Source organism: Gracilibacillus alcaliphilus (assembly GCF_016909015.1).
Classification (GTDB): Bacteria; Bacillota; Bacilli; order Bacillales; family Amphibacillaceae; genus Gracilibacillus; species Gracilibacillus alcaliphilus.
Map to the genome: position 1 here is coordinate 1 of NZ_JAFBFA010000035.1, position 18848 is coordinate 18848.

The following is an 18848-nucleotide window of genomic DNA, read 5'->3' on the forward strand; positions in this document are numbered from 1 at the left end:
TATCATATCGTTTTACCATCCTGGACACTCCTAAAGATTATTATATTTAGTATAAAAATCCCCATTTGGTATGTCCAATTATTAGACTAACATCATTATCCACTCATTACACCTACAAAATCCATGAGTAATCAAGCTAATTTTAGTTTATCGAAAGGTAAATATCGAGCAAAATTAGGTGGTACTTTTATTACAACAAATGGTGTTTATGCGCCAACAGTTTACAAAACTAGTGTTTTTGAGATAAAATGATAGTTTAAAAAGGATAAGGAGATTTTGTATGCAATGGTTACATGAAGTACCAGATATCATTCATGAAAAAAATGACGATTCTTTCGGGCTTGATTTTACGATGAGTGAACTCACTATATGTAATGAACCAAAAGAAACAATTGTAACTCATTTTTACTTAAGTATGTTTAAACATCAAAATGACGGGTTGTTAATGTTACCAATTTCTGATGAACATATGTTAGAACAGGTAAAAACGGAAATAGCCCCTTTTTTTGAGAAAGTGAATCTTTTTTCTAATAAAGGTAAGGTAAAAGAAATTCATTTACAATATCCAAAAAAATATATATGTAAGACTTCATCGGACGCCATTAATGAAATTTTCGAATCTAATAAGCAGGTTACATTCCCTTTGAAGCAGCCCAAAATTTACTTGCTTAACAAAGAGTTTTTTAGTTGTAAGAATGATAATGACTCACAATTGAATTATTTACTCGCTTTTTTAAAAAATATGTACGTTAATCAAGATCTAACATTCATGCCAAATGGGTGGGTACTATCTGAAGGTTTAAAAGACTTACAGATTTTAAACTTTCTAGTTTGCCATTCTAATCACGTTTATTTCCATGTAGATAATGAAAATAGGGGAGTAGCCGTGATACAGGTACAATTTTAATTAGAAAAGTAAATCGTTGTTCGAATGATTGGTTGTTTTTGCAACTAAAGGGAACTTACATATATCCCAAATTGAATAGACATCTCGTTAGATGAGATGTCTTTTTTGTTATCTATAAGGACTGTCTCCTATTTTTAATATTAGTATTAATCTAAAATTTATTTCGAAAAACATGGAACGACTTTTGGTTTTTTACCCATGTTTTTATGATTTTTGGTAGACTATAGTATAGGAGGTATTTATATTTTTGTACGTATTGTTGGAATGGTAATGCTCGCTTCCCGTTTTGTTTTTGAATCACCTTTTTGTATGACTCCTTGTTTTTTCGTATTACTATTGATTTATTTGACTATTTCTATGCTCTGATTCAGTAACGAACAAAGACTAAGGAGGATTAACGTGGCAATAAATATGGACTATCTTCATTCGAAGAAACGAAATGCTCAAAAGATTACAATGCTAACGTGTTATGATTATCCCACTGCTGTATTGCAAGATAAAGCAGGATTGGATGTAATTTTTGTTGGAGACTCTTTGGGAACAAACGAATTAGGGTATGAACGTGAAATTTCTGTTACACTTGACGAAATAGTACACCATTTGAAAGCAGTTCGACGTGGAGTTAAGGAAGCGTATTTGCTTGCAGATATGCCTTACAAGACATACGAAAACCTAGATATGGCATTGGCCACAGCTAAAGAATTAATTTTCAACGGAGCAGATGGTGTCAAGTTAGAGGGAATGGAAGAAGAGGTTGTTTCACATTTGCACAAAAATGGTATTGAGGTTTGTGGTCATCTCGGTTATAATCCTCAGCTACATGAAAAGGCAGCTGTACAGGGAAAAACATTTGATACCGCCAAAACTCTGTTGGGAAAAATGATTACAGAGAACCTTAATATTCCCACGATTGGAATTGGTGCAGGTAGATTTACGGATGGACAGGTGCTTATAGTTCAAGATATGTTGGGTATCAACCCATTCGACCTTCGTCACTCGAAGAACTTTGCTAATATTGGTCAGCAAATGCTTGAAGCATTTCAAATGTATGCAAATGAAGTCGAAAATGGTAAGTTCCCTCAAATATCAAATGTTCGTAACATGAAAGAAGAGGAACGAGAAAAATTAGTGAGTTGGAACTCAATAAATCAGGATGTATAGACACATTGAAATAGAAATTTTAATTTTTAACGTCTAAAACCTCTGAAAGCAGGGGAACAATTTATGTATAGGGACATCAAGTCAATACATTTTACAATCTTTATTTTCGTCTGGAAGCTAAGTTTAAAAAAAAAATTGAATATCCAAATTCTGCTCGTCTCTGAATTTTTAAATTGAGCTATTATGAGATTGATTCAATTAATTAAGTTTTTAAAAAATGATGTTTCAAAAAAATTAGAGAACCAAATCGTTCCTTGGCGAGAACACATAGAAATGATTAAATAAATCGCAAATAAAATTTTGACCTATTATAGGAAAGAATTAGACTCAAGTAATCGATTTCTAAAATGATTAAGTCTCTTTTCAGCGACTTCATATGTAACATTAAAGTTTTCTTTAATTAATGGAATGCTCTCTGAAATATTGGTTATTTCATATTTTTGTAGCATAAATGTAGGTACACAAAAATGTAATGCAAAGTTATGGGCTTTCCATTCTTGGTATTTCAGAAATTCAATAAGAAGATTATTCAGACTTAGTATTTGGTTTCCATGTTGCAATAAAATATGACAAAGTTCGTGCGCAAAATCTTCCCATTGTTGTTCAGGAGATAAACGAGAGTCGATAATAATCTCACCTTCATAAGCCCTGCTTGTAATAGGTTGAAAATGAACAGTGACTTTCAAGCGATCAGCTATAATTAACATGTCCAATTGTTGAGGATGATAGATTTTTATATGAGAATGAATCTCTTTGATAGCGTCTTCAAGTAGAGTCGTATTATAAATCATAATTATCCTCCTTTGAGAACGTCTGTTCTTTCGGATGGTGTAAAAAAAGCTCTAATAGCAGAGCTTATTTTTTTACCTTTGGGATTTTTAAAAGATGAGGTAAAATGATCAGAAAGTAAACTCCTTTTCCAATCTGTTTTACCAAAAGAATTAACGCTTGATCATTGATCTAACCCTTTGCATTTGGATTATTGTATAGAATAAAAATTTGTTGTATAGATTAAATGATAAAATGAGGGTAAGTGTAGATAATTATGGAATACATACCTTTAAAAATGTCATTTTGAATTTCTATTCATCATAAAAATAATAGCATATAATAAATTATGAATGGGCTGCTTGTATAGGGGATAATAACCGATAATCTATAGATGGTGTATTAGGTTGGTTTATTGATTTTTTATGGAAATTTAAAGTTTTAATAAAATAATCAATAGTAAAAAAGTTTTCTTTCCCAATAACATTAATTCGTAAAAACTATTGTCTTGCATTTGGATTTTCGTACTGCTATGATAAAAGGGAACATGTTAATATATGCGGCAATCATTTTGGCAGGATTTTATCTGATATGGCAGGAAAAAGCGGGACATGACAGAATATGGGTAATTTACCCAATATCGCATAAACCCTGATAAAACGTCACTTCAGAGCATGTAAAGTAACAAGAAGTAATTACAAAATTAAATAGTAACGATGATATTCCTTTGGGGCAGGGTGAAAATCCCGACCGGCGGTGATAAAGCAAATGCTTTTTAGTCCGTGACCCGGATCATTTGTGAGAATGTGAAGGTGGATTTGGTGAGAATCCAAAGCCGACAGTGACAGTCTGGATGGGAAAAGGAATTGGTGGAGTAGTGTCTTTTTTGTGCAGAAAAGGTTTATTTGTGTATGCTTAAGCCAATCTGTTTATTTAGCTGTACAAAAATGTATTATATACACTACTGGACCAAGCTTTTTTGATCAATACGCGCCCTAGGTATAATCACCTAGGGCGTTTTTGCATGGACACCGTGATAGAAAAAGGGGAGCAGCAATGAAAACAAAACAAGAGTGGATGGATTTAGCACTAAATTTAGCAGAAGCGACCGTTGGACAGACCAGTCCTAATCCATCAGTAGGGGCCGTAGTAGTCAAAAATGGCGAATTGCTTGGCGTTGGCACACATCTTAAGGCAGGGCAAGACCATGCAGAAGTACATGCGATTAATCAAGCTGGTACCCAAGCAAAGGGAGCTGATATCTATGTCACGCTTGAACCCTGTGCCCACTATGGCAAGACACCGCCTTGTGCAGAACTGATTATTCAGCAGCAACTCAACAAGGTGTATATCGCCTGTCTTGATCCCAATCCGAAGGTAGCAGGTAAAGGTGTAGCCATGTTAAGGGCTGCTGGTATAGATGTAGAGGTAGGGCTGCAAGAGACACGTGCCCTCAAAATCAATCAGCATTTCTTTCATTACCAGTACAAAAAGCGTCCATTTGTTACTTTAAAAGCTGCTACTACCTTAGATGGAAAAACAGCCACATCCACCGGTGACAGCAAATGGATTACATCCAAACAGGCAAGAGAGGATGTTCATAAACAGCGGCACCAGCATGATGCGATTTTAGTCGGCCGGCAAACCGTTGTTCAGGATAATCCAAGTTTGACGACAAGATTAGCAGATGGCGGAAAAAATCCAATCCGAATTATTTTGGACAGTCGTCTATCTCTAACAGGTGAGCTCGCTATTTTTGACCAACAGGCAGAGACATGGATGATTTGCAGTCAACAAGCCAATGCTGAAGCTTTTCGTCAGCAGCACCCGCACATAAAAGTCATCCAGCTGCCAACCGAGCAAATCGATATCGCTGATGTGCTGCAGATCCTGGCGGAGGAAGGGGTTCAGTCACTCTATGTCGAAGGCGGGGCGAGCGTCCATCATAGTTTTCTAACACAGAGATTGTTTGATGAATGGCATTGGTATATCGCTCCTAAATTGCTGGGAGGACAAGATGCTCAATCGGTTATCAGTGGTTCTTCGCCAGAATGGATGCAAGAGGCAGTTATGCTTACCTTTTCCCAAATCGAAACAATTGGCCCTGATGTGAAGATTATCGCAACACCAAAGGAGGAAAACTAATGTTTACTGGTATTGTCGAAGAAAAGGGACGACTACAGACGATCCATCAACAGCGTCAGTCCTTACAATTAACGATACAAGCAAAAAAAGTCACCGAAGATATGCACATCGGCGATAGTATTGCTGTAAATGGTGTCTGCCTGACGGTGACTGATTTTGCCGAGGACTGGTTTCAGGTGGATGTGATTCCCGAAACCTTTCGCGCTTCTTCTTTATCTAGATTGTCAAGGCAAGCTGAGGTCAATTTAGAGAGAGCTATGTCGGCTAATGGTCGCTTTGGCGGTCATTTTGTTTCCGGTCATGTCGATACAGTAGGGCAGATTCAACGCGTTTGGCAAGAAGGGATTGCAAAGTATTATCAAATCGCGCTTTCCGATACACATTATCTTGTCGAAAAAGGCTCGATCACGGTGGATGGCACGTCCTTAACGGTATTCGGGTTGACTGAAGACAGTGTGACGATTTCATTAATCCCTGAGACACAGGCAGCCACGATTTTGGGGGAGAAGCAGCAAGGTGATATCGTCAATATTGAGTTTGATATGATGGTGAAATATATTGAGCGTATGATGACACAGCAGCCTGCCGCGGGTTTAACCGAAGAAAAATTAAGACAGTATGGATTTTAAGGAGGTGCACAGATGAAACATTCTATTGAGACAGCTATCCAGGCCTTGCAAAAGGGAAATATCATTATTGTGGTGGACGATCAAGATCGTGAGAACGAAGGGGATTTTATCGCCTTAGCTGATTATACAACAGCCGAAACCATTAATTTTATGGCAAAAGAAGGACGCGGATTAATCTGTGTACCGATGGCTAAGCAATATGCCGACCGTTTTCAATTAAGGGAAATGGTTCAACGTAATACGGATGAATATGGCACCAATTTTACTGTAAGTATTGATCATATCGATACACATACCGGAATCAGCGCTCCAGAACGGGCGCTAACAGTAAAAAAACTGACAGATGAGACAGCACAAGCCGCAGACTTTAAGCGGCCTGGCCATATTTTTCCTTTGATCGCCAAAGAGGCAGGTGTATTGGAACGAGCAGGCCATACAGAAGCTGCAGTTGATCTTGCTCGTTTGGCAGGCGCTAAGCCGATAAGTGTGATTTGTGAAATTATGAAAGAAGACGGTACGATGGCTCGTCGGTCGGATTTAGAAAAAATAGCAAAACAGCACAATATGCCGATGATTACGATTCAAGAGCTAATTCAGTATCGCAAGCGTTATGATCAATTGATTGTAAAAGAGACAGACATTCAGCTGCCTACCGCTTATGGAGATTTCCGTTTAGCAGCTTATACCGAAAAATATACAGGGCAGGAACATATCGCCTTATATACAGGAGAGATTTCTGAGGATGAGCCAACCTTGGTGCGTGTCCATTCCGAATGCTTAACTGGTGATGTGTTTGGTTCTGAGCGTTGTGATTGTGGCCCGCAATTGGAAAAGGCACTTGAACAGATTCAGGCAGCTGGAAAAGGGGTACTTGTCTATATGCGTCAAGAGGGGCGTGGCATTGGCCTGATTAATAAAATGAAGGCATATAAGCTGCAGGAGCAAGGGTTTGACACAGTAGAGGCGAATCATCAGCTTGGTTTTCCAGCTGATTTGCGTGATTATGCAATCAGTGTGCAGATTTTGCGTGATCTAGGTGTCGGCAAATTACATTTACTAACCAATAACCCGCGCAAACTCTCCAGTATGGAAGCCTATGGTCTTGAATTGGTCGGCAGAAAGGCAATTGAAATCACCGCTAATAAAAATAATCAAAGATATCTAGCCACCAAGGTGGAAAAATTAGATCATTTATTACATGTAAAACATGGAGGAGGAATAGAAGATGGGACAAACATTTGAAGGGAATTTAGTCGGAACAGGTTTAAAGGTAGGTATAGTAGTAGGCAGGTTTAATGAATTTATTACCGGAAAACTGCTGAGCGGGGCAGAGGATGCCTTGCGTCGTCATGGCGTAGCAGAGGCAGATGTGGATGTAGCTTGGGTGCCAGGTGCTTTTGAGATTCCATTAGTGGCAAAAAAACTGGCCGAGGCTGGCAAGTATGATGCCGTTATTACCTTAGGTACAGTAATTCGTGGATCTACGCCACATTTTGATTATGTTAGTAATGAAGTTTCCAAAGGAGTGGCAGGTGTCTCCATGGAGGCGGGAATCCCGGTTATTTTTGGTGTGTTAACGACAGATACCATTGAGCAAGCTATTGAGCGAGCTGGAACGAAAGCAGGTAATAAAGGAGCCGAAGCAGCAACAGCCGCTATTGAAATGGCCAATCTTTTGAAAGATATAAAGTAAAATAGAGAAATAACCTTTAGTTTAAGCGTTTTTTAAGCAATTATAAACCTATTCAGCCTCAGCGGAGATTTTCTCATGTTGAGGCTGAGTTGTTTTACCCAAGTAATGTTTGGATATCTTTTTCTATGTCACTCGGATCAGTTTTAGGAGCATAACGTTTGATAACATTGCCTTCTTGATCTATCAGAAATTTAGTGAAGTTCCATTTAATTTGATCGGAAATCACTCCGGGAGCTTCTTTGGTTAAATATTTGAAAAGCGGATGAGTATGTTTGCCGCGTACATCGATCTTGGCAAACATCGGAAAGTTTACCCCATAATTTAAACGACAGTATTCTGCAGCTTGTTCACTGGAGTTTGGTTCTTGATTCATAAACTGATTACAAGGAAAACCAAGGATTTCTAACCCCTTGTCATGATACGTATCGTACAGTTTCTGCAATCCGTCAAATTGAGGGGTGAAGCCACATTTACTAGCTGTATTGACAATGAGGACGGCTTTGGATTTGAAATCAGCCAGCTGTTTTTCTTCTCCAGTGGCAGTTTGGATCCCAATATCATAAATAGACATAATCATCTCCTCCTTGACTTTAGCATAGCATAAATGGTTATAAAAAACACAAAGAGAAAAAAATCCCTTTGTGTTTAGCTTAAGCTTCTTGCGTTACACCGTCTTCTTCGGCAATGCGATCTAATCTTGCTTGGATCTCTTCCTCCGATAAGTTGTGTTCCGCTACATATAAATTACGAGGATGAACACGACATTCGTGTGAACAGCCGCGCATATATTTATGTTCATTTTCTTCAGAGCATAGGATTTGTCGGTTACATTCTGGATTCGCACAATTGGCATAACGTTCACAAGGCTCGCCATCGAAATAATCGCGACCAACAATGACATGCTCTTTGCGATTCACCGGTACAGAAATACGTTCGTCAAATACGTAAAGCTGTCCATCCCAAAGTTCTCCTTGTACCTCTGAATCTTTTCCGTAAGTTACAATCCCACCGTGTAATTGAGCGATATCATCAAAACCTTTCTTTTTCATCCAGCCAGAGAATTTCTCACAACGGATACCGCCTGTACAATACATCAATACACGCTTGCCTTCCAACTCTTCACGATGTTCTTCAATCCATTCTGGTAAATCACGGAATGTTTCAATATCTGGATTAATGGCACCACGGAAATGACCTAATTCATATTCATAATCATTCCGTGTATCCAAGATAATCGTGTCTTCTTTTTGCATTTCTTCATAGAAGGCCTTTGGATCTAGATATTCCGCATTTTCTTCACGAGGGTCCACATACTCATCACCAAGGCGTAAGGTTACCAGCTCTGGGCGATGACGACAGTGCATCTTCTTAAAAGCATGCTGATCCGCTTCATCCACCTTAAACATCATGTCCGCAAATCTCGGATCATTATGCATGGCTTCCATATATTTGTTGGTTTGTTCTACTGTCCCAGATACGGTACCATTAATACCTTCTTCCGCAACAAGGATACGGCCTTTTAATTCCAAGTCTTTACAAAACTTTAAGTGTTCCTGTGCAAAAGTTTCTGGTTCATCAATCGTTACAAATTTGTAATACAATAATACTTGATACTTTTCCATTCGGTTTTTACCACCTATCAATTCATATTTGCAAGATATAAATGTTTTTAGGTTGGTTGGTTACTTTATAATCTTGCAAGACATTATTTTATCACGGTTTAAAGACATTTTCCAGTCTTTCCTCATTCTTTAAAAATAGGATATGTCCACATTTTGTCCACATAATTTTTATAAGGAGGTTTGTTCCAAAACTTTTGTCATCAATTGACTAAATTTTTCTGCTGTTTTTTTCTTTTGGCCTCTTGTAGTATGAGCGTATATTTTCTGAAGGGTGTCTAAATTATCGTGACCTAATCTCTCGGCTATATCTCTTAGTTCAACTCCTGCTTCAATGTAAAGGGAAGCGTGCGTATGTCTCAGAGAGTGTGGAGACAATGTCTTTGTCAATTCCATTTTTTTAGTGATTTTTAGCATGTGCTGGTAAATATAATTAGGGTGAAGTGGATAACCAGGATACATATTGGTGTTAATAAACACAAAATTAAAATTCGTATAATTTTTTCCGTTTGCTAGAATGTATTCATTCTGCCATGCTTTTAGTTTCCTTAAAACATTAACCAGAAAATCATCAATATCAATGATGCGTTTAGATGATTTTGTTTTTGGTGGGATTATATCAAATTCATCAATCTTACCTTTTTTATTATAGTAGGTTTTAGTGATTGATATAGTCTTTTCGATAAAATTGATATCATCCCATTTCAACACACACAACTCACCACGCCTAAGTCCGGAATAAGCTAAGGTTGAAAAAATAGGGAAATCCTGTGGGAATTTTTGTTTTTTAGAAATATTTAAAAATATCACTAATTCTTCTTTTTCGAGAAAATTCCCTTCTTCAAAGATATCCTCTTCATCTAATATTTGCTTTTTCCTCAAAAATCTAAAGTCAATATTTTCAGTTGGATCTACGGTGATAAGATTATCATCTTTTGCTGATTTAAATATTATTCTAGCTGTAGAGTGAATAGACTTTATTGTATTTGGTGCATAACCTTTATCATGAAGACTATAAAGCATATTTGCGTATCTATCTTTGTCGATATCCTGTATTGGGTACAAGTTCAAATACATCCTTATATGCTTTAATGCTGTATTTCGTGAGTCTATAGTAGGTGGTTTAACAAGCCTTTTATATTTTCTCATCCAGTGTTTTTCATAATCTCTGAAAACAATCCTAGGATCTAGTTTGGAAAATCCATGAAAAGTATTGCTTTCTAGTTCTGCGGCAGCTTCCTTAGCATCTTTTTTTGTCTTGAATCCACTCTTTGTTTTTTGTTTTCTTTTTCCTGTTTGAGGATCAATACCTAATTCTATTGTATATTGCCAAGTCTTTCCTCGCTTTTTAAATGATGCGATTTTAATCACCCCATGTCTATGCCGATAAGTTTATCTGACTACTTCAGCACTTGCATATTGTTTTCTAATTCCTTTTGAAACAATTACCTGTTATTTGCATTTCATTTTGTATCTACTTGATAGATGCCTGAATTAACCTCTTCTTCTAGTTTTGCGGCAGCCATTTTTGCTTCTTTTTTTGTGTTAAAACCTGAGCTTGTTTTTCGCCACCTCATACATGTATCTGCATGAATCCCTAAATTTACAGTATAAGACCACTTCTTACCGATCTTCCTTATATAAGCCATAAATATCACCTCATCTCTATGATAAAAATTGATTGTGTATTTTTGCGGTAATTGTTATATACAATTCTTTATATAAAGCGCTAAGTCGTAATGTTAGTGATCATATATAGCTTGTCTACAGTAGATAAATTTTTCTTATTTATACATCCGTTCCTCCTCTTTGCTTTTCATACTTTCAATGATATTGGTGACTTCATCATCCTTTAAGCCACGCAATTTTAATCGTGTAATAAAATCTTTAAAATCAGGTTGTTCCCAAAAAGGTAGGTCATCATATAAATCAATGGATCTGGGAGATTCCCTTACAGTCTCAGAGGTACTATAATGCTTTTCAATCTCTCTTTGAAATAGGGCACCTGTTATTTGATTTTCATAATGAGCAAGCCTTGTTCTAGCAAAATCTTCAGTCACTTTGAATGTATTAGCAATAAAGGATATAGCCTCATCACGGCATTTAGGCAATTCTAATTTTTGAATCATAAAAGTTGGGACCGCATAATGTAATGCAAAATTCCTCGCTTTAAACTCTTGAAGTTCAACAAATGCTTTTGGCAGACCTTCTTGATCTCCATAATGCTGCAGCACATGGCTGAGTTCATGAAAAAATTGTTGTCGTTGTTCTAAGTAGGAGAGACGTGAATCAATAGTAATAACTTTAATGCCATAATAAATACCTGAGGCAGATGGTTTTCGCTGGTATCTTAACAAAATGTCATACTTAACAGCTATTTCTTCCACTTTAAGTAGTTTTAAAGGAGTATTGATGTTTAGTCTTAGTAGCTCCTGTTCAATGGTTTTTTCTAGAGGTGTTTTCAAATACATAGGGGGTCAGCTCCTTTTGGGAATGTATGTTCTGTTCTGGTGTAAAAAAATTATAGCCCAAAATAGGCTATAAGATTCCCGTATTTGGTTTTATAAAATTGGGAATTTCCAGTTATATATATTATAGAACATTAGTTCTTTTTTGCAAGAGGAAATCCAAATTTTAATGTAAAAGATGGAATGATTGAGTGAAATATCTAAATAATATATAATTTATTCAAAGTTTATTATTGCTTTTAAAATTCCCTTTTCTATAATGGAGGTAAGCTAATAATGGAAAATCCTAATCAACTTAATGAAACTATTTTTCAGCATATAGAACCCTCTGATGAAGACGTTGACAAACTCCTAAACGAATACCAGTCTTTTTCAAGAGATCAAAAGAAAGAGTTCATTAATCGGTTTTTCAATGAAAAAGTTTATTCTGTTGATATTATTGATAAACATGGAACTTTGCTTTTTTTCTTAAGGGAGAAGGAACTAAGATAGGGCAATTCTGGCGACATCGCCTATTTTGAATAGTGCTGTCACTTGTTTTACGTCCTGTTATTTCATTAGGTTTTTGTTAACTGTAAAAAATTTATGAAGCACCAAGACTTTTTCTGAATCTTTGTTTATCAGAGAAAGGAATTACCTCAATTTTATATTCAGATAATGCATCTAAATATTCCCTTGAAAGCTTTTTATTATTTTCATCATTAACTACAATTGCCATTTGTAAAGAACCGTCAAAACGTTCTTCTCTATATTGAATAGTATCTAACCAGCTAAGTAACGCATTTTCCATTGTACTTTTAGAAAATGAATTATAAAACCTAGATAACTTTTTCACTCTATTTTCAGTAGTAAACAAGGCATCAAAATTAAATGGAAGTTTAGATTGGCCTATAATTTGTAAGTTAGGGAAATAATCGTAGTCATCTTTATTTTCCTTTAAATAATTAAAAACATCTTCGGAAAAGATGGATTTCACATTAGGTTTATTTAAATACATTAAATCAGTTATCTTTGAAATAGATTGAATAACTTCATGGATGCTTTGACCTATATTTTTCATTGAAGATATTTTATATATTTCATTTGTGCTATTATCTAAACTTACAGATTCATATGATAGGATAGAATTCAACAAATTATTCCGTTTAGACTTTTTCGTAATATTTAACCCATGTGATTCGAGATTCCACACTACGTATGCATCGTCACTTATTCTAATCTTATCACCTTCCGGTTTAAGGATTAAGTTAATGTTGTCCCCAAAAGAATCTACAGAAGGAGTACTGAGTTCAATCACGTCTTTATGCAGGGTGAATTGATTATTTTGTTTAAACCAATTGAAGTATTCTTTTGAAATCTGCTCAACATTCATTATTAAATCCCTCCTTTTCCAGTGATATTAAAATAATTCCATTTGAACATCAGTAGAACTTATAGTTAGTTTATCGTTTTTCACAGTATTTGTATACTCCAAAAACGTATTTAGCATATTGTGGAATGATGGATGTAATACAAGTGTATCATAGGGTAAATTATAGGCTTTGTAATGAGTTTGTCCATCATTTTTTTGTTCATACTCTTCAGTTGAAAATATATTTACTCTGTTCCCATATATCCTTTCACCATCAGCATTTTTGTGAAAGGTGTTATCGTTACATATGTTTAATCTGATCAAGGTATGATAGGTCTTGCAATCCATTAAATGTATAGAATACTTACCTGGAATATTACGAGAAATAAGGTAATGGATATCTAGTTCATGATTGCCAAACCCTTTCAAGTTTATAGTCCCTTTAAATGACTGATTCAGATCTATCACATGTCTTTTAACAATATGTTTTAGTGCTTTAATCAGCTCTTGTGCTTTCTCATCTGATAATAATAACCCCACTTTATATTACCTCCTAACTCCCAACCTAAAAACTTAAATAACCTTTTAGATCATTCAAATTTTTTGCAAGAAGAATTTTTAAAATTTGTATAAAAGGTGTGTAAGTCTATTACTTGATCATGGTTAAATTGAGATTTCTTCTTTAAGACTTGACTTAGTTTGCTTATTTCTAATTTTTTCACTTTTTCTCCATTCCTCAGCCTCGGCTAATTTTGTGAATTCTACAACTTTATCATGTTTAGCCTTAACAATTTCACTGATTTCGTCTAAAGAAACTTTGAAAAACTCTTTTCGCATATTAACTAGATTCAATCGTCTGTTATCAAATTCTCTATGTAGGGCTGCTTCAAGAGCAGGTGCATCATCTGAGAAAATCATTGCATGTACATCGTATCGGAATGGAACAGAAGCGTCACCTAATTCTTTAACTCGATCATCTGGTTCTAACCGCCTTGTCATACCAATTTTATAAACATTTTCCCCGAATGATCCTATATTTGATATGATATAGACATATCCAGCTTTTGCATTTTGTTCTCTGTAATCTACCTGATCTTGTTCCTTTTTAAGTTCAGCCATTCGTGAATTGATTTCATTGATTTTTACTACAATGTCGGTCTTTAATTCCTCGCTAGCATTTTCTAGCTGTTCTTGGTACTTCAACAAGGCTTGCTTATGATGTTTTTCGTCTTTCTCTAATTTTTTTCGTTGCTTTTCAATTTCTTGTTGCACTCTTTTTTCTTCTCGAATCTGCTCTCTTAACTGCCGTTGTTCTTCTTTTTCTTCTTCCTTCTTTTGTGCATACTCAAAGGCTAAATAAAGTTCATCTAGTTTTAATGCTAGATATTCTTTCTTAATTTCAATTCGATTATTTTTATTGGTTTTGTTCAGCTGATCGAAAGATTTCTTAATTCGTTTCTCCATTGAGTTAATGTTATTGAATTTTACATTAGAAATGGCTGCGTCACATTCATTATTAAAAGATCTAAGAGTCAATTTAATATTATTATTGTTCATTACTTTTCCTTTTTGTTTACTACCATCAAGTTGCCACTCATCATAATGATTGGTAGCTATCTTATTTTTCACCATCTCCTTTTGGGTGGCTCTTATTTCGTTTAATTTTGCTTTGAATTGATCAGAATTTTCTAAGGCATACTTAGGGTCGTAGAATCCAAAAGATTGATATAATAACTCGTCATCTAAGGTGATAATTTCATCTGATTTAAGTTTAATGTCTTCTTCTAAAAGTTTAACTTTACTCTCTAGCCTTTGTATATTCTTATTTAATTTAGCAATATCTTTATCTGCTTGCAGTCGTTCACCCTCAATTTCCTTCTTAGAATCTCTGATTTCTTTAATGAGACGAATTTGTTTTTTATTAATCTCTTGTCTGGCTTCCCTCTTATACTTGTTAATGTCATCTTCTGATTTGCTTTTAATCTTCTCTATCTCTTTTTCAATTTCTTGTTTGCGTTGTTGTATATCAATAATTTGATCGAATCCTTGCTCTTGCCATTCTTTTTTTATTTTTTTATCAGCCTTGATTCTTAAAATTAGTAAAATGAGTCCAATAATAAAAGGAATAATTAATATAGAGAAAATAAACCATAGTGAAATAAACCATGTTGATAAGTACCATTTAATCTTCATAAAAATACCACCTTTGCAAAATTAATTCATGTCTTCAGTCCATTCGTAAGCTCCTATATGTAACCCACCAGAAATAAGTAAAAATAAAATACCTAATACAATTGCCCCGATAATCCCTCCAAACATCCCACCAAGAATCCCGCCAAGAATAGTTGCTAATATTGTTAAGAGCACTAACAATATTTTTTTGGTCTTTTTAAAAAATAAAAGTGCTGTCAGAATAATGAATGCAGCTACACCAATTATCCAATTGAAGGTAAACCCACCAATCATAAAAGAAATGACTATGAGTTCAAAAAATAACCAAGTAGAGGCATTTTCATTGAACCCAGCTTGTGTATTTCCTTTTCTTACAGATTTATAATCCATCTCTTTCATTCCCTTCCAAATAATTAATTATATAATCTTGAATCAAATTACCTATTCAAATAGTAAAAAAATTTGAGGTGAATAGCAACCTCAAAAAATCAATCCTTTTGCTGCTTTTTCTGCCACAAGAAGAATTCAACTTCTTTTTTCAGGCTATCTTTCAATTCTTTGATTTCTTCCTCACTTAATGAGTCTAGGTCGTAACCGAAGAAACCCTCTAATTCAGGTTCTTCTGTGGTACTTTGATTATTACCTTTCGGATCAACAGTTCTTCCTAATAAATAATCTGTTGACACTTCAAAGAAATCAGCTAGTAAACTAATTGTTTCTGGATCAGGTTTTCGATCACCGGATTCATAACGAGATAACTGTACATTAGAAATACCGACAGCATCAGCAACTCGTTTTTGGGAATAATTATTTTTTTCTCGCAGAGATTTAATACGTTGTCCTAATTTATTCATTCGAAGTCATCCTTAAATTAATATATTATAAGTATTTTATCATTTACCAATATGGTAATAAATATTATTGCCAAAAAGGTAATTTTATTGTTGACTTTACCTTTTTGGCAATATATAATTAAGTTACCGATATGGCAAAGGTGGTGAGAATATGCAGAATCAGATTGTAAAAAAAGTTGATCTTGATAAGATTGAAAATTTAAGGAAAAAAGCAAATTATTCATTAGGTGACATGTCCAAACTTTTAGGGTACGAAAGTGTAAATGGCTACTATTACTTAGAAAAAGGGAGAAGTAACTTTTCTGCTGAGACTTTAGCCAAAGTAGCAAGCATATTTGATTTAACAGTAGATGAACTTTTTTTTGAAATTGAAATTGCCAAAACGGCAAATTAAAACAAAGCAATCTAGGAGGTGTGCCGATGTTCTTTGATGATTGGCCAGATTGGCTGCTTTGGACATTCGCCATTGTTTGTTTCAGCATAGGGATATTTCTTCAATTTTATTGGAACTCTAGTTTCTTTAATTAGCAATTTTTAAACAAAGCAATCTAGGAGGTGGAACAGTGACTCATGATAAAGAATCTTTAATTTCACTTTTTCTGTCTAAAGAAAAAGTATTGGAAGGTGGGGGCACCATAAACGTAACAATTGAGTTAGAAAAGATGACCCCACAAAATCAAAACAACATAAGACAAGAAGCGATCAAAACTTTAAATAAAGTTGCGGATGAGATTTCACTTACCAGTTAACCAATTTATTAATGAATGTGCTATAGGTTCAGATAACCAAGAATGTTTACTTAAGGAATTAGAGAAACGTGATAATGTCCCTTTTTGAACAGGTATATTATTTTCGGTGATTGCTTTTAGCATATCAATCAGTTCATTTAATTCTTCTTTATCTTCATTTGCATTTTGATTGATCAATTCCTTTAGATAATCAAGAGTGTATGAATTTTCAATAGTTGCAGAATGTTGAGTTCCAATTATAGAACCTTCAGCTTTTTCTATGTTAAAAACAACATTCGCAGAATTACTTTTTGCTTGTTCAAACTCAGCTTTAGTTTGAACAAAAACGTTCTGATACTGGGCTTTTCCTTTTATGAAAACTGTATCAATATCAAAAACACAGAATTCATCTTGGCTATCAGTAATTTTTAGCCAATCTCCTACTTTGATTGGTTCATCTAAAAATATTTGGAAAACGGTTTTGTTATTCTTTTTGTTTTTCAATCCGTCAATTTTTTTAATGAATTTATTATCACGTATAATATCTAATTTTTGTCCGTGTCTTGTCATGAAACTAGCTAATGGATTTCTCATATCATCACCTCCTTCCTAGTCCCAGTTTACTAGAAAAGGATGGAAATAAAAAAACAAAGGAGTGAAACAAATGAATCAACTAACAAAAATGTTTGAAGGTCACCAATTAAGAATCATTGAGCAGAATAGTGAACCATGGTTTGTTGCCAAGGATGTTTGTTCCATCTTAGAAATTAAAAATAGTCGTGACGCAGTCTCAAGATTAGATAATGATGAAAAAGCTGGTGTCGTTTTAACCGACGGTAGCCAGAATAGGCGGTATCAAGCCGTTAATGAATTTGGTCTTTATAACTTGGTTCTTGGCAGCCGAAAGTCAGAAGCTAAGAAATTCAAACGATGGGTTACACATGAAGTTATCCCATCGATTAGAAAAACCGGTGCTTACCATCAACCAAAAATTTTAACCGCAAAAGAACAACTAAAAGCTTCTATGCAACTCTCGCTCGAACATGATGAAAAGTTAGAAAAGCACAATGAAAGACTAACTTACCTTGAAGATCATATGCGAATTGACGGGCTTCAAGAAAAGAAACTTAAAAGCAAGGCCAAAACAAAAGCTATGGAATCATTAGGTGGTAGTAAATCCAATGCTTATCAAAGTATTAGTCGTAAAGTGTTCAGTTCTATATGGAGAGATTTCAACGAACATTTTGAGCTACCAAGATACAGTGAACTTCCACGTAAGCAGTTTGAAGATGGGATGAAATTTCTTAACATGTGGCAACCATCCACTAGCTTAAGAATTGAAATTCAAGAAATTAACCGTCAACTGCAAGAAATTCTTTAAAAATAAGTCAATAGAAGGAGGTGATTTCATTGTTCGAAACGACTTTAAAGCCACAACCTGATTTCGAAGCAAAGATGTACGACATTATGTATCAAGTTGCAGAGAAAGCCCAACAGGATAGAGATCAGTTAAATGAATTGCCTTATTTACTAAGTAAGACTCAACTAGCTAAACATGTTTTTAATGTCAGTCCACAGACATTAGACACCCACATTATCAAACGTGGTGATTTCCCTAAACTGAGAGTTGGAGAACGTGTTCTTTATCCCAAAGATGAATCAATTAAATGGATTAATGAACATCTTGAGTTTGTAGATACTTTAGCCCCTGATAGACATATAGGCATTGTGTAATCTATAAAACTATTTTACTACCAGTTTATGTATTCAAAATATACAAATAAATACAAAAAGGTTAGGGATTTTATGAAAGCAGGAAGGCCTCTAAGGGGTGTAAGGAAGAGGAAGGAGTTGAGTCAAGAAAATGTGGCTCACGACCTATATATAAGCAAGCAATTAGTTTCTCATATGGAAAATGATCGCAGAACTTTGAGTGAGGAACTGGCAAAGAAAAGTGTCTCCTATTTTGGAGAAGCTAGATATGGATATGAAATCGCTCATGAAATAGCAGCTGATTTTATTCCTCCACTTGCTACAGCGAATAAAGGGATTGAGTGGCACAGACTGGCGCTTGAAGAAACCTTTAAGGTGCAAGCTTCGGAGGCTATAGAAATCCTCGATAAAATTAGCTTGGCTAAACATCCTAGTTTTATCGATGAGGAAGAAAAACGATCAATTGAATTAGCTGTCAAAGAACTGTTGGATGTTCAACTGATACTTTCTTCATTTCTATCCAAGTTAGAGCATGCCTATCCAATCTCAGTTAAAGATTGTATGAGAAAACGGCTGCCCAATTGGAAGGTTATGGGGTGGATTGAATGAAAGCAGTAGACATAGCACATGGATTAACGTT

24 protein-coding genes and 1 riboswitch are annotated in these 18848 nt (G+C 35.0%); of the genes, 12 read left to right on the forward strand and 12 right to left on the reverse strand.

Features of this window, described 5'->3' with window-relative positions; genetic code table 11:
* Positions 1 to 280 precede the first annotated feature (280 nt).
* Together JOD18_RS19485 and JOD18_RS19490 are read left to right on the forward strand one after the other, a co-directional pair.
* Positions 281 to 907 (forward strand): hypothetical protein, encoded by a 627-nt coding sequence (locus JOD18_RS19485; protein WP_204670794.1) that lies wholly within the window; start codon positions 281 to 283, stop codon positions 905 to 907.
* A 399-nt stretch (positions 908 to 1306) separates the two neighbouring features.
* Positions 1307 to 2068, forward strand: coding sequence for a 3-methyl-2-oxobutanoate hydroxymethyltransferase (locus JOD18_RS19490; RefSeq protein ID WP_204670795.1), 762 nt, complete (start codon positions 1307 to 1309; stop codon positions 2066 to 2068).
* 308 nt (positions 2069 to 2376) lie between these two features.
* Here the strand turns inward: JOD18_RS19490 and JOD18_RS19495 are convergent, their stop codons facing one another.
* A complete protein-coding gene (locus tag JOD18_RS19495; protein ID WP_204670796.1) occupies positions 2377 to 2859 on the reverse strand; it encodes an ImmA/IrrE family metallo-endopeptidase in 483 nt (160 codons plus the stop codon).
* 696 nt (positions 2860 to 3555) lie between these two features.
* Positions 3556 to 3705, forward strand: a riboswitch (FMN riboswitch).
* A 187-nt stretch (positions 3706 to 3892) separates the two neighbouring features.
* Here JOD18_RS19495 and ribD point away from each other — a divergent pair.
* The 4 genes from ribD to ribH are packed head-to-tail and all read left to right on the forward strand — an operon-like array spanning position 3893 to position 7303.
* Positions 3893 to 4981, forward strand: a complete 1089-nt coding sequence (gene ribD, locus JOD18_RS19500; protein ID WP_204670797.1) for a bifunctional diaminohydroxyphosphoribosylaminopyrimidine deaminase/5-amino-6-(5-phosphoribosylamino)uracil reductase RibD — start codon at positions 3893 to 3895, stop codon at positions 4979 to 4981.
* Complete coding sequence (gene ribE / locus JOD18_RS19505; RefSeq protein WP_204670798.1) at positions 4981 to 5610, forward strand: riboflavin synthase; 630 nt, start codon at positions 4981 to 4983, stop codon at positions 5608 to 5610. The genes ribD and ribE overlap by 1 nt, the downstream gene beginning before the upstream one ends.
* Before the next feature lie 12 nt (positions 5611 to 5622).
* Positions 5623 to 6852 (forward strand): bifunctional 3,4-dihydroxy-2-butanone-4-phosphate synthase/GTP cyclohydrolase II, encoded by a 1230-nt coding sequence (locus JOD18_RS19510; RefSeq protein WP_204670799.1) that lies wholly within the window; start codon positions 5623 to 5625, stop codon positions 6850 to 6852.
* A complete protein-coding gene (ribH, locus tag JOD18_RS19515; protein WP_204670800.1) occupies positions 6836 to 7303 on the forward strand; it encodes a 6,7-dimethyl-8-ribityllumazine synthase in 468 nt (155 codons plus the stop codon). The genes JOD18_RS19510 and ribH overlap by 17 nt, the downstream gene beginning before the upstream one ends.
* 94 nt (positions 7304 to 7397) lie before the next feature.
* Here ribH and JOD18_RS19520 read toward each other — a convergent pair whose 3' ends face one another.
* The 5 genes from JOD18_RS19520 to JOD18_RS19540 all read right to left on the reverse strand — a co-directional run bounded on the left by JOD18_RS19520 (position 7398) and on the right by JOD18_RS19540 (position 11393).
* A complete protein-coding gene (locus JOD18_RS19520) occupies positions 7398 to 7874 on the reverse strand; it encodes a glutathione peroxidase (protein ID WP_204670801.1) in 477 nt (158 codons plus the stop codon).
* Positions 7875 to 7953: 79 nt separating this feature from the next.
* Positions 7954 to 8925 carry an oxygen-dependent tRNA uridine(34) hydroxylase TrhO gene (gene trhO / locus JOD18_RS19525; protein WP_204670802.1) on the reverse strand — a complete coding sequence of 324 codons (972 nt, stop codon included), beginning with the start codon at positions 8923 to 8925 and terminating at the stop codon, positions 7954 to 7956.
* Between the two features lie 168 nt (positions 8926 to 9093).
* The gene (locus JOD18_RS24870) at positions 9094 to 10293 is read right to left on the reverse strand and encodes a tyrosine-type recombinase/integrase (protein ID WP_204670803.1); all 1200 of its coding nucleotides are present in this window, start codon (positions 10291 to 10293) and stop codon (positions 9094 to 9096) included.
* 92 nt (positions 10294 to 10385) lie between these two features.
* Positions 10386 to 10571 (reverse strand): Arm DNA-binding domain-containing protein, encoded by a 186-nt coding sequence (locus JOD18_RS19535; protein WP_204670804.1) that lies wholly within the window; start codon positions 10569 to 10571, stop codon positions 10386 to 10388.
* Between the two features lie 135 nt (positions 10572 to 10706).
* Entirely contained in the window at positions 10707 to 11393 is a 687-nt protein-coding gene (locus JOD18_RS19540) for an ImmA/IrrE family metallo-endopeptidase (RefSeq protein WP_204670805.1), read from the reverse strand.
* A 273-nt stretch (positions 11394 to 11666) separates the two neighbouring features.
* On the opposite strand from JOD18_RS19540, the gene JOD18_RS19545 reads away from it, so the two are divergent.
* Positions 11667 to 11882, forward strand: coding sequence for a hypothetical protein (locus tag JOD18_RS19545; protein ID WP_204670806.1), 216 nt, complete (start codon positions 11667 to 11669; stop codon positions 11880 to 11882).
* Between the two features lie 91 nt (positions 11883 to 11973).
* On the opposite strand, the gene JOD18_RS19550 is transcribed toward JOD18_RS19545, so the two are convergent.
* The 5 genes from JOD18_RS19550 to JOD18_RS19570 all read right to left on the reverse strand — a co-directional run bounded on the left by JOD18_RS19550 (position 11974) and on the right by JOD18_RS19570 (position 15767).
* Positions 11974 to 12762: a DUF1828 domain-containing protein gene (locus tag JOD18_RS19550; protein WP_204670807.1), complete on the reverse strand. Its 789-nt coding sequence runs from the start codon at positions 12760 to 12762 to the stop codon at positions 11974 to 11976.
* Between the two features lie 27 nt (positions 12763 to 12789).
* Positions 12790 to 13281 carry a DUF6978 family protein gene (locus JOD18_RS19555; RefSeq protein ID WP_204670808.1) on the reverse strand — a complete coding sequence of 164 codons (492 nt, stop codon included), beginning with the start codon at positions 13279 to 13281 and terminating at the stop codon, positions 12790 to 12792.
* A gap of 123 nt (positions 13282 to 13404) precedes the next feature.
* A complete protein-coding gene (locus JOD18_RS19560; protein WP_204670809.1) occupies positions 13405 to 14934 on the reverse strand; it encodes an SNIPE associated domain-containing protein in 1530 nt (509 codons plus the stop codon).
* 21 nt (positions 14935 to 14955) lie between these two features.
* Complete coding sequence (locus JOD18_RS19565) at positions 14956 to 15303, reverse strand: hypothetical protein (protein ID WP_204670810.1); 348 nt, start codon at positions 15301 to 15303, stop codon at positions 14956 to 14958.
* 98 nt (positions 15304 to 15401) lie between these two features.
* Positions 15402 to 15767 carry a helix-turn-helix domain-containing protein gene (locus tag JOD18_RS19570; protein ID WP_204670811.1) on the reverse strand — a complete coding sequence of 122 codons (366 nt, stop codon included), beginning with the start codon at positions 15765 to 15767 and terminating at the stop codon, positions 15402 to 15404.
* 151 nt (positions 15768 to 15918) lie between these two features.
* On the opposite strand from JOD18_RS19570, the gene JOD18_RS19575 reads away from it, so the two are divergent.
* The gene (locus JOD18_RS19575) at positions 15919 to 16161 is read left to right on the forward strand and encodes a helix-turn-helix domain-containing protein (RefSeq protein WP_204670812.1); all 243 of its coding nucleotides are present in this window, start codon (positions 15919 to 15921) and stop codon (positions 16159 to 16161) included.
* Positions 16162 to 16330: 169 nt separating this feature from the next.
* Positions 16331 to 16516, forward strand: a complete 186-nt coding sequence (locus JOD18_RS19580; protein WP_204670813.1) for a hypothetical protein — start codon at positions 16331 to 16333, stop codon at positions 16514 to 16516.
* Here the strand turns inward: JOD18_RS19580 and JOD18_RS19585 are convergent.
* Positions 16502 to 17089 carry a hypothetical protein gene (locus JOD18_RS19585; protein WP_204670814.1) on the reverse strand — a complete coding sequence of 196 codons (588 nt, stop codon included), beginning with the start codon at positions 17087 to 17089 and terminating at the stop codon, positions 16502 to 16504. The genes JOD18_RS19580 and JOD18_RS19585 overlap by 15 nt on opposite strands.
* Before the next feature lie 70 nt (positions 17090 to 17159).
* Between JOD18_RS19585 and JOD18_RS19590 the strand changes: the two genes are divergently transcribed.
* From JOD18_RS19590 to JOD18_RS19600, 3 genes are all read left to right on the forward strand, one after another.
* Positions 17160 to 17876, forward strand: coding sequence for an ORF6C domain-containing protein (locus JOD18_RS19590; RefSeq protein ID WP_204670815.1), 717 nt, complete (start codon positions 17160 to 17162; stop codon positions 17874 to 17876).
* 29 nt (positions 17877 to 17905) lie between these two features.
* Positions 17906 to 18229, forward strand: a complete 324-nt coding sequence (locus JOD18_RS19595) for a helix-turn-helix transcriptional regulator (protein WP_204670816.1) — start codon at positions 17906 to 17908, stop codon at positions 18227 to 18229.
* A 72-nt stretch (positions 18230 to 18301) separates the two neighbouring features.
* Complete coding sequence (locus JOD18_RS19600; RefSeq protein ID WP_275583061.1) at positions 18302 to 18817, forward strand: helix-turn-helix transcriptional regulator; 516 nt, start codon at positions 18302 to 18304, stop codon at positions 18815 to 18817.
* The last annotated feature ends 31 nt before the right edge of the window (positions 18818 to 18848 follow it).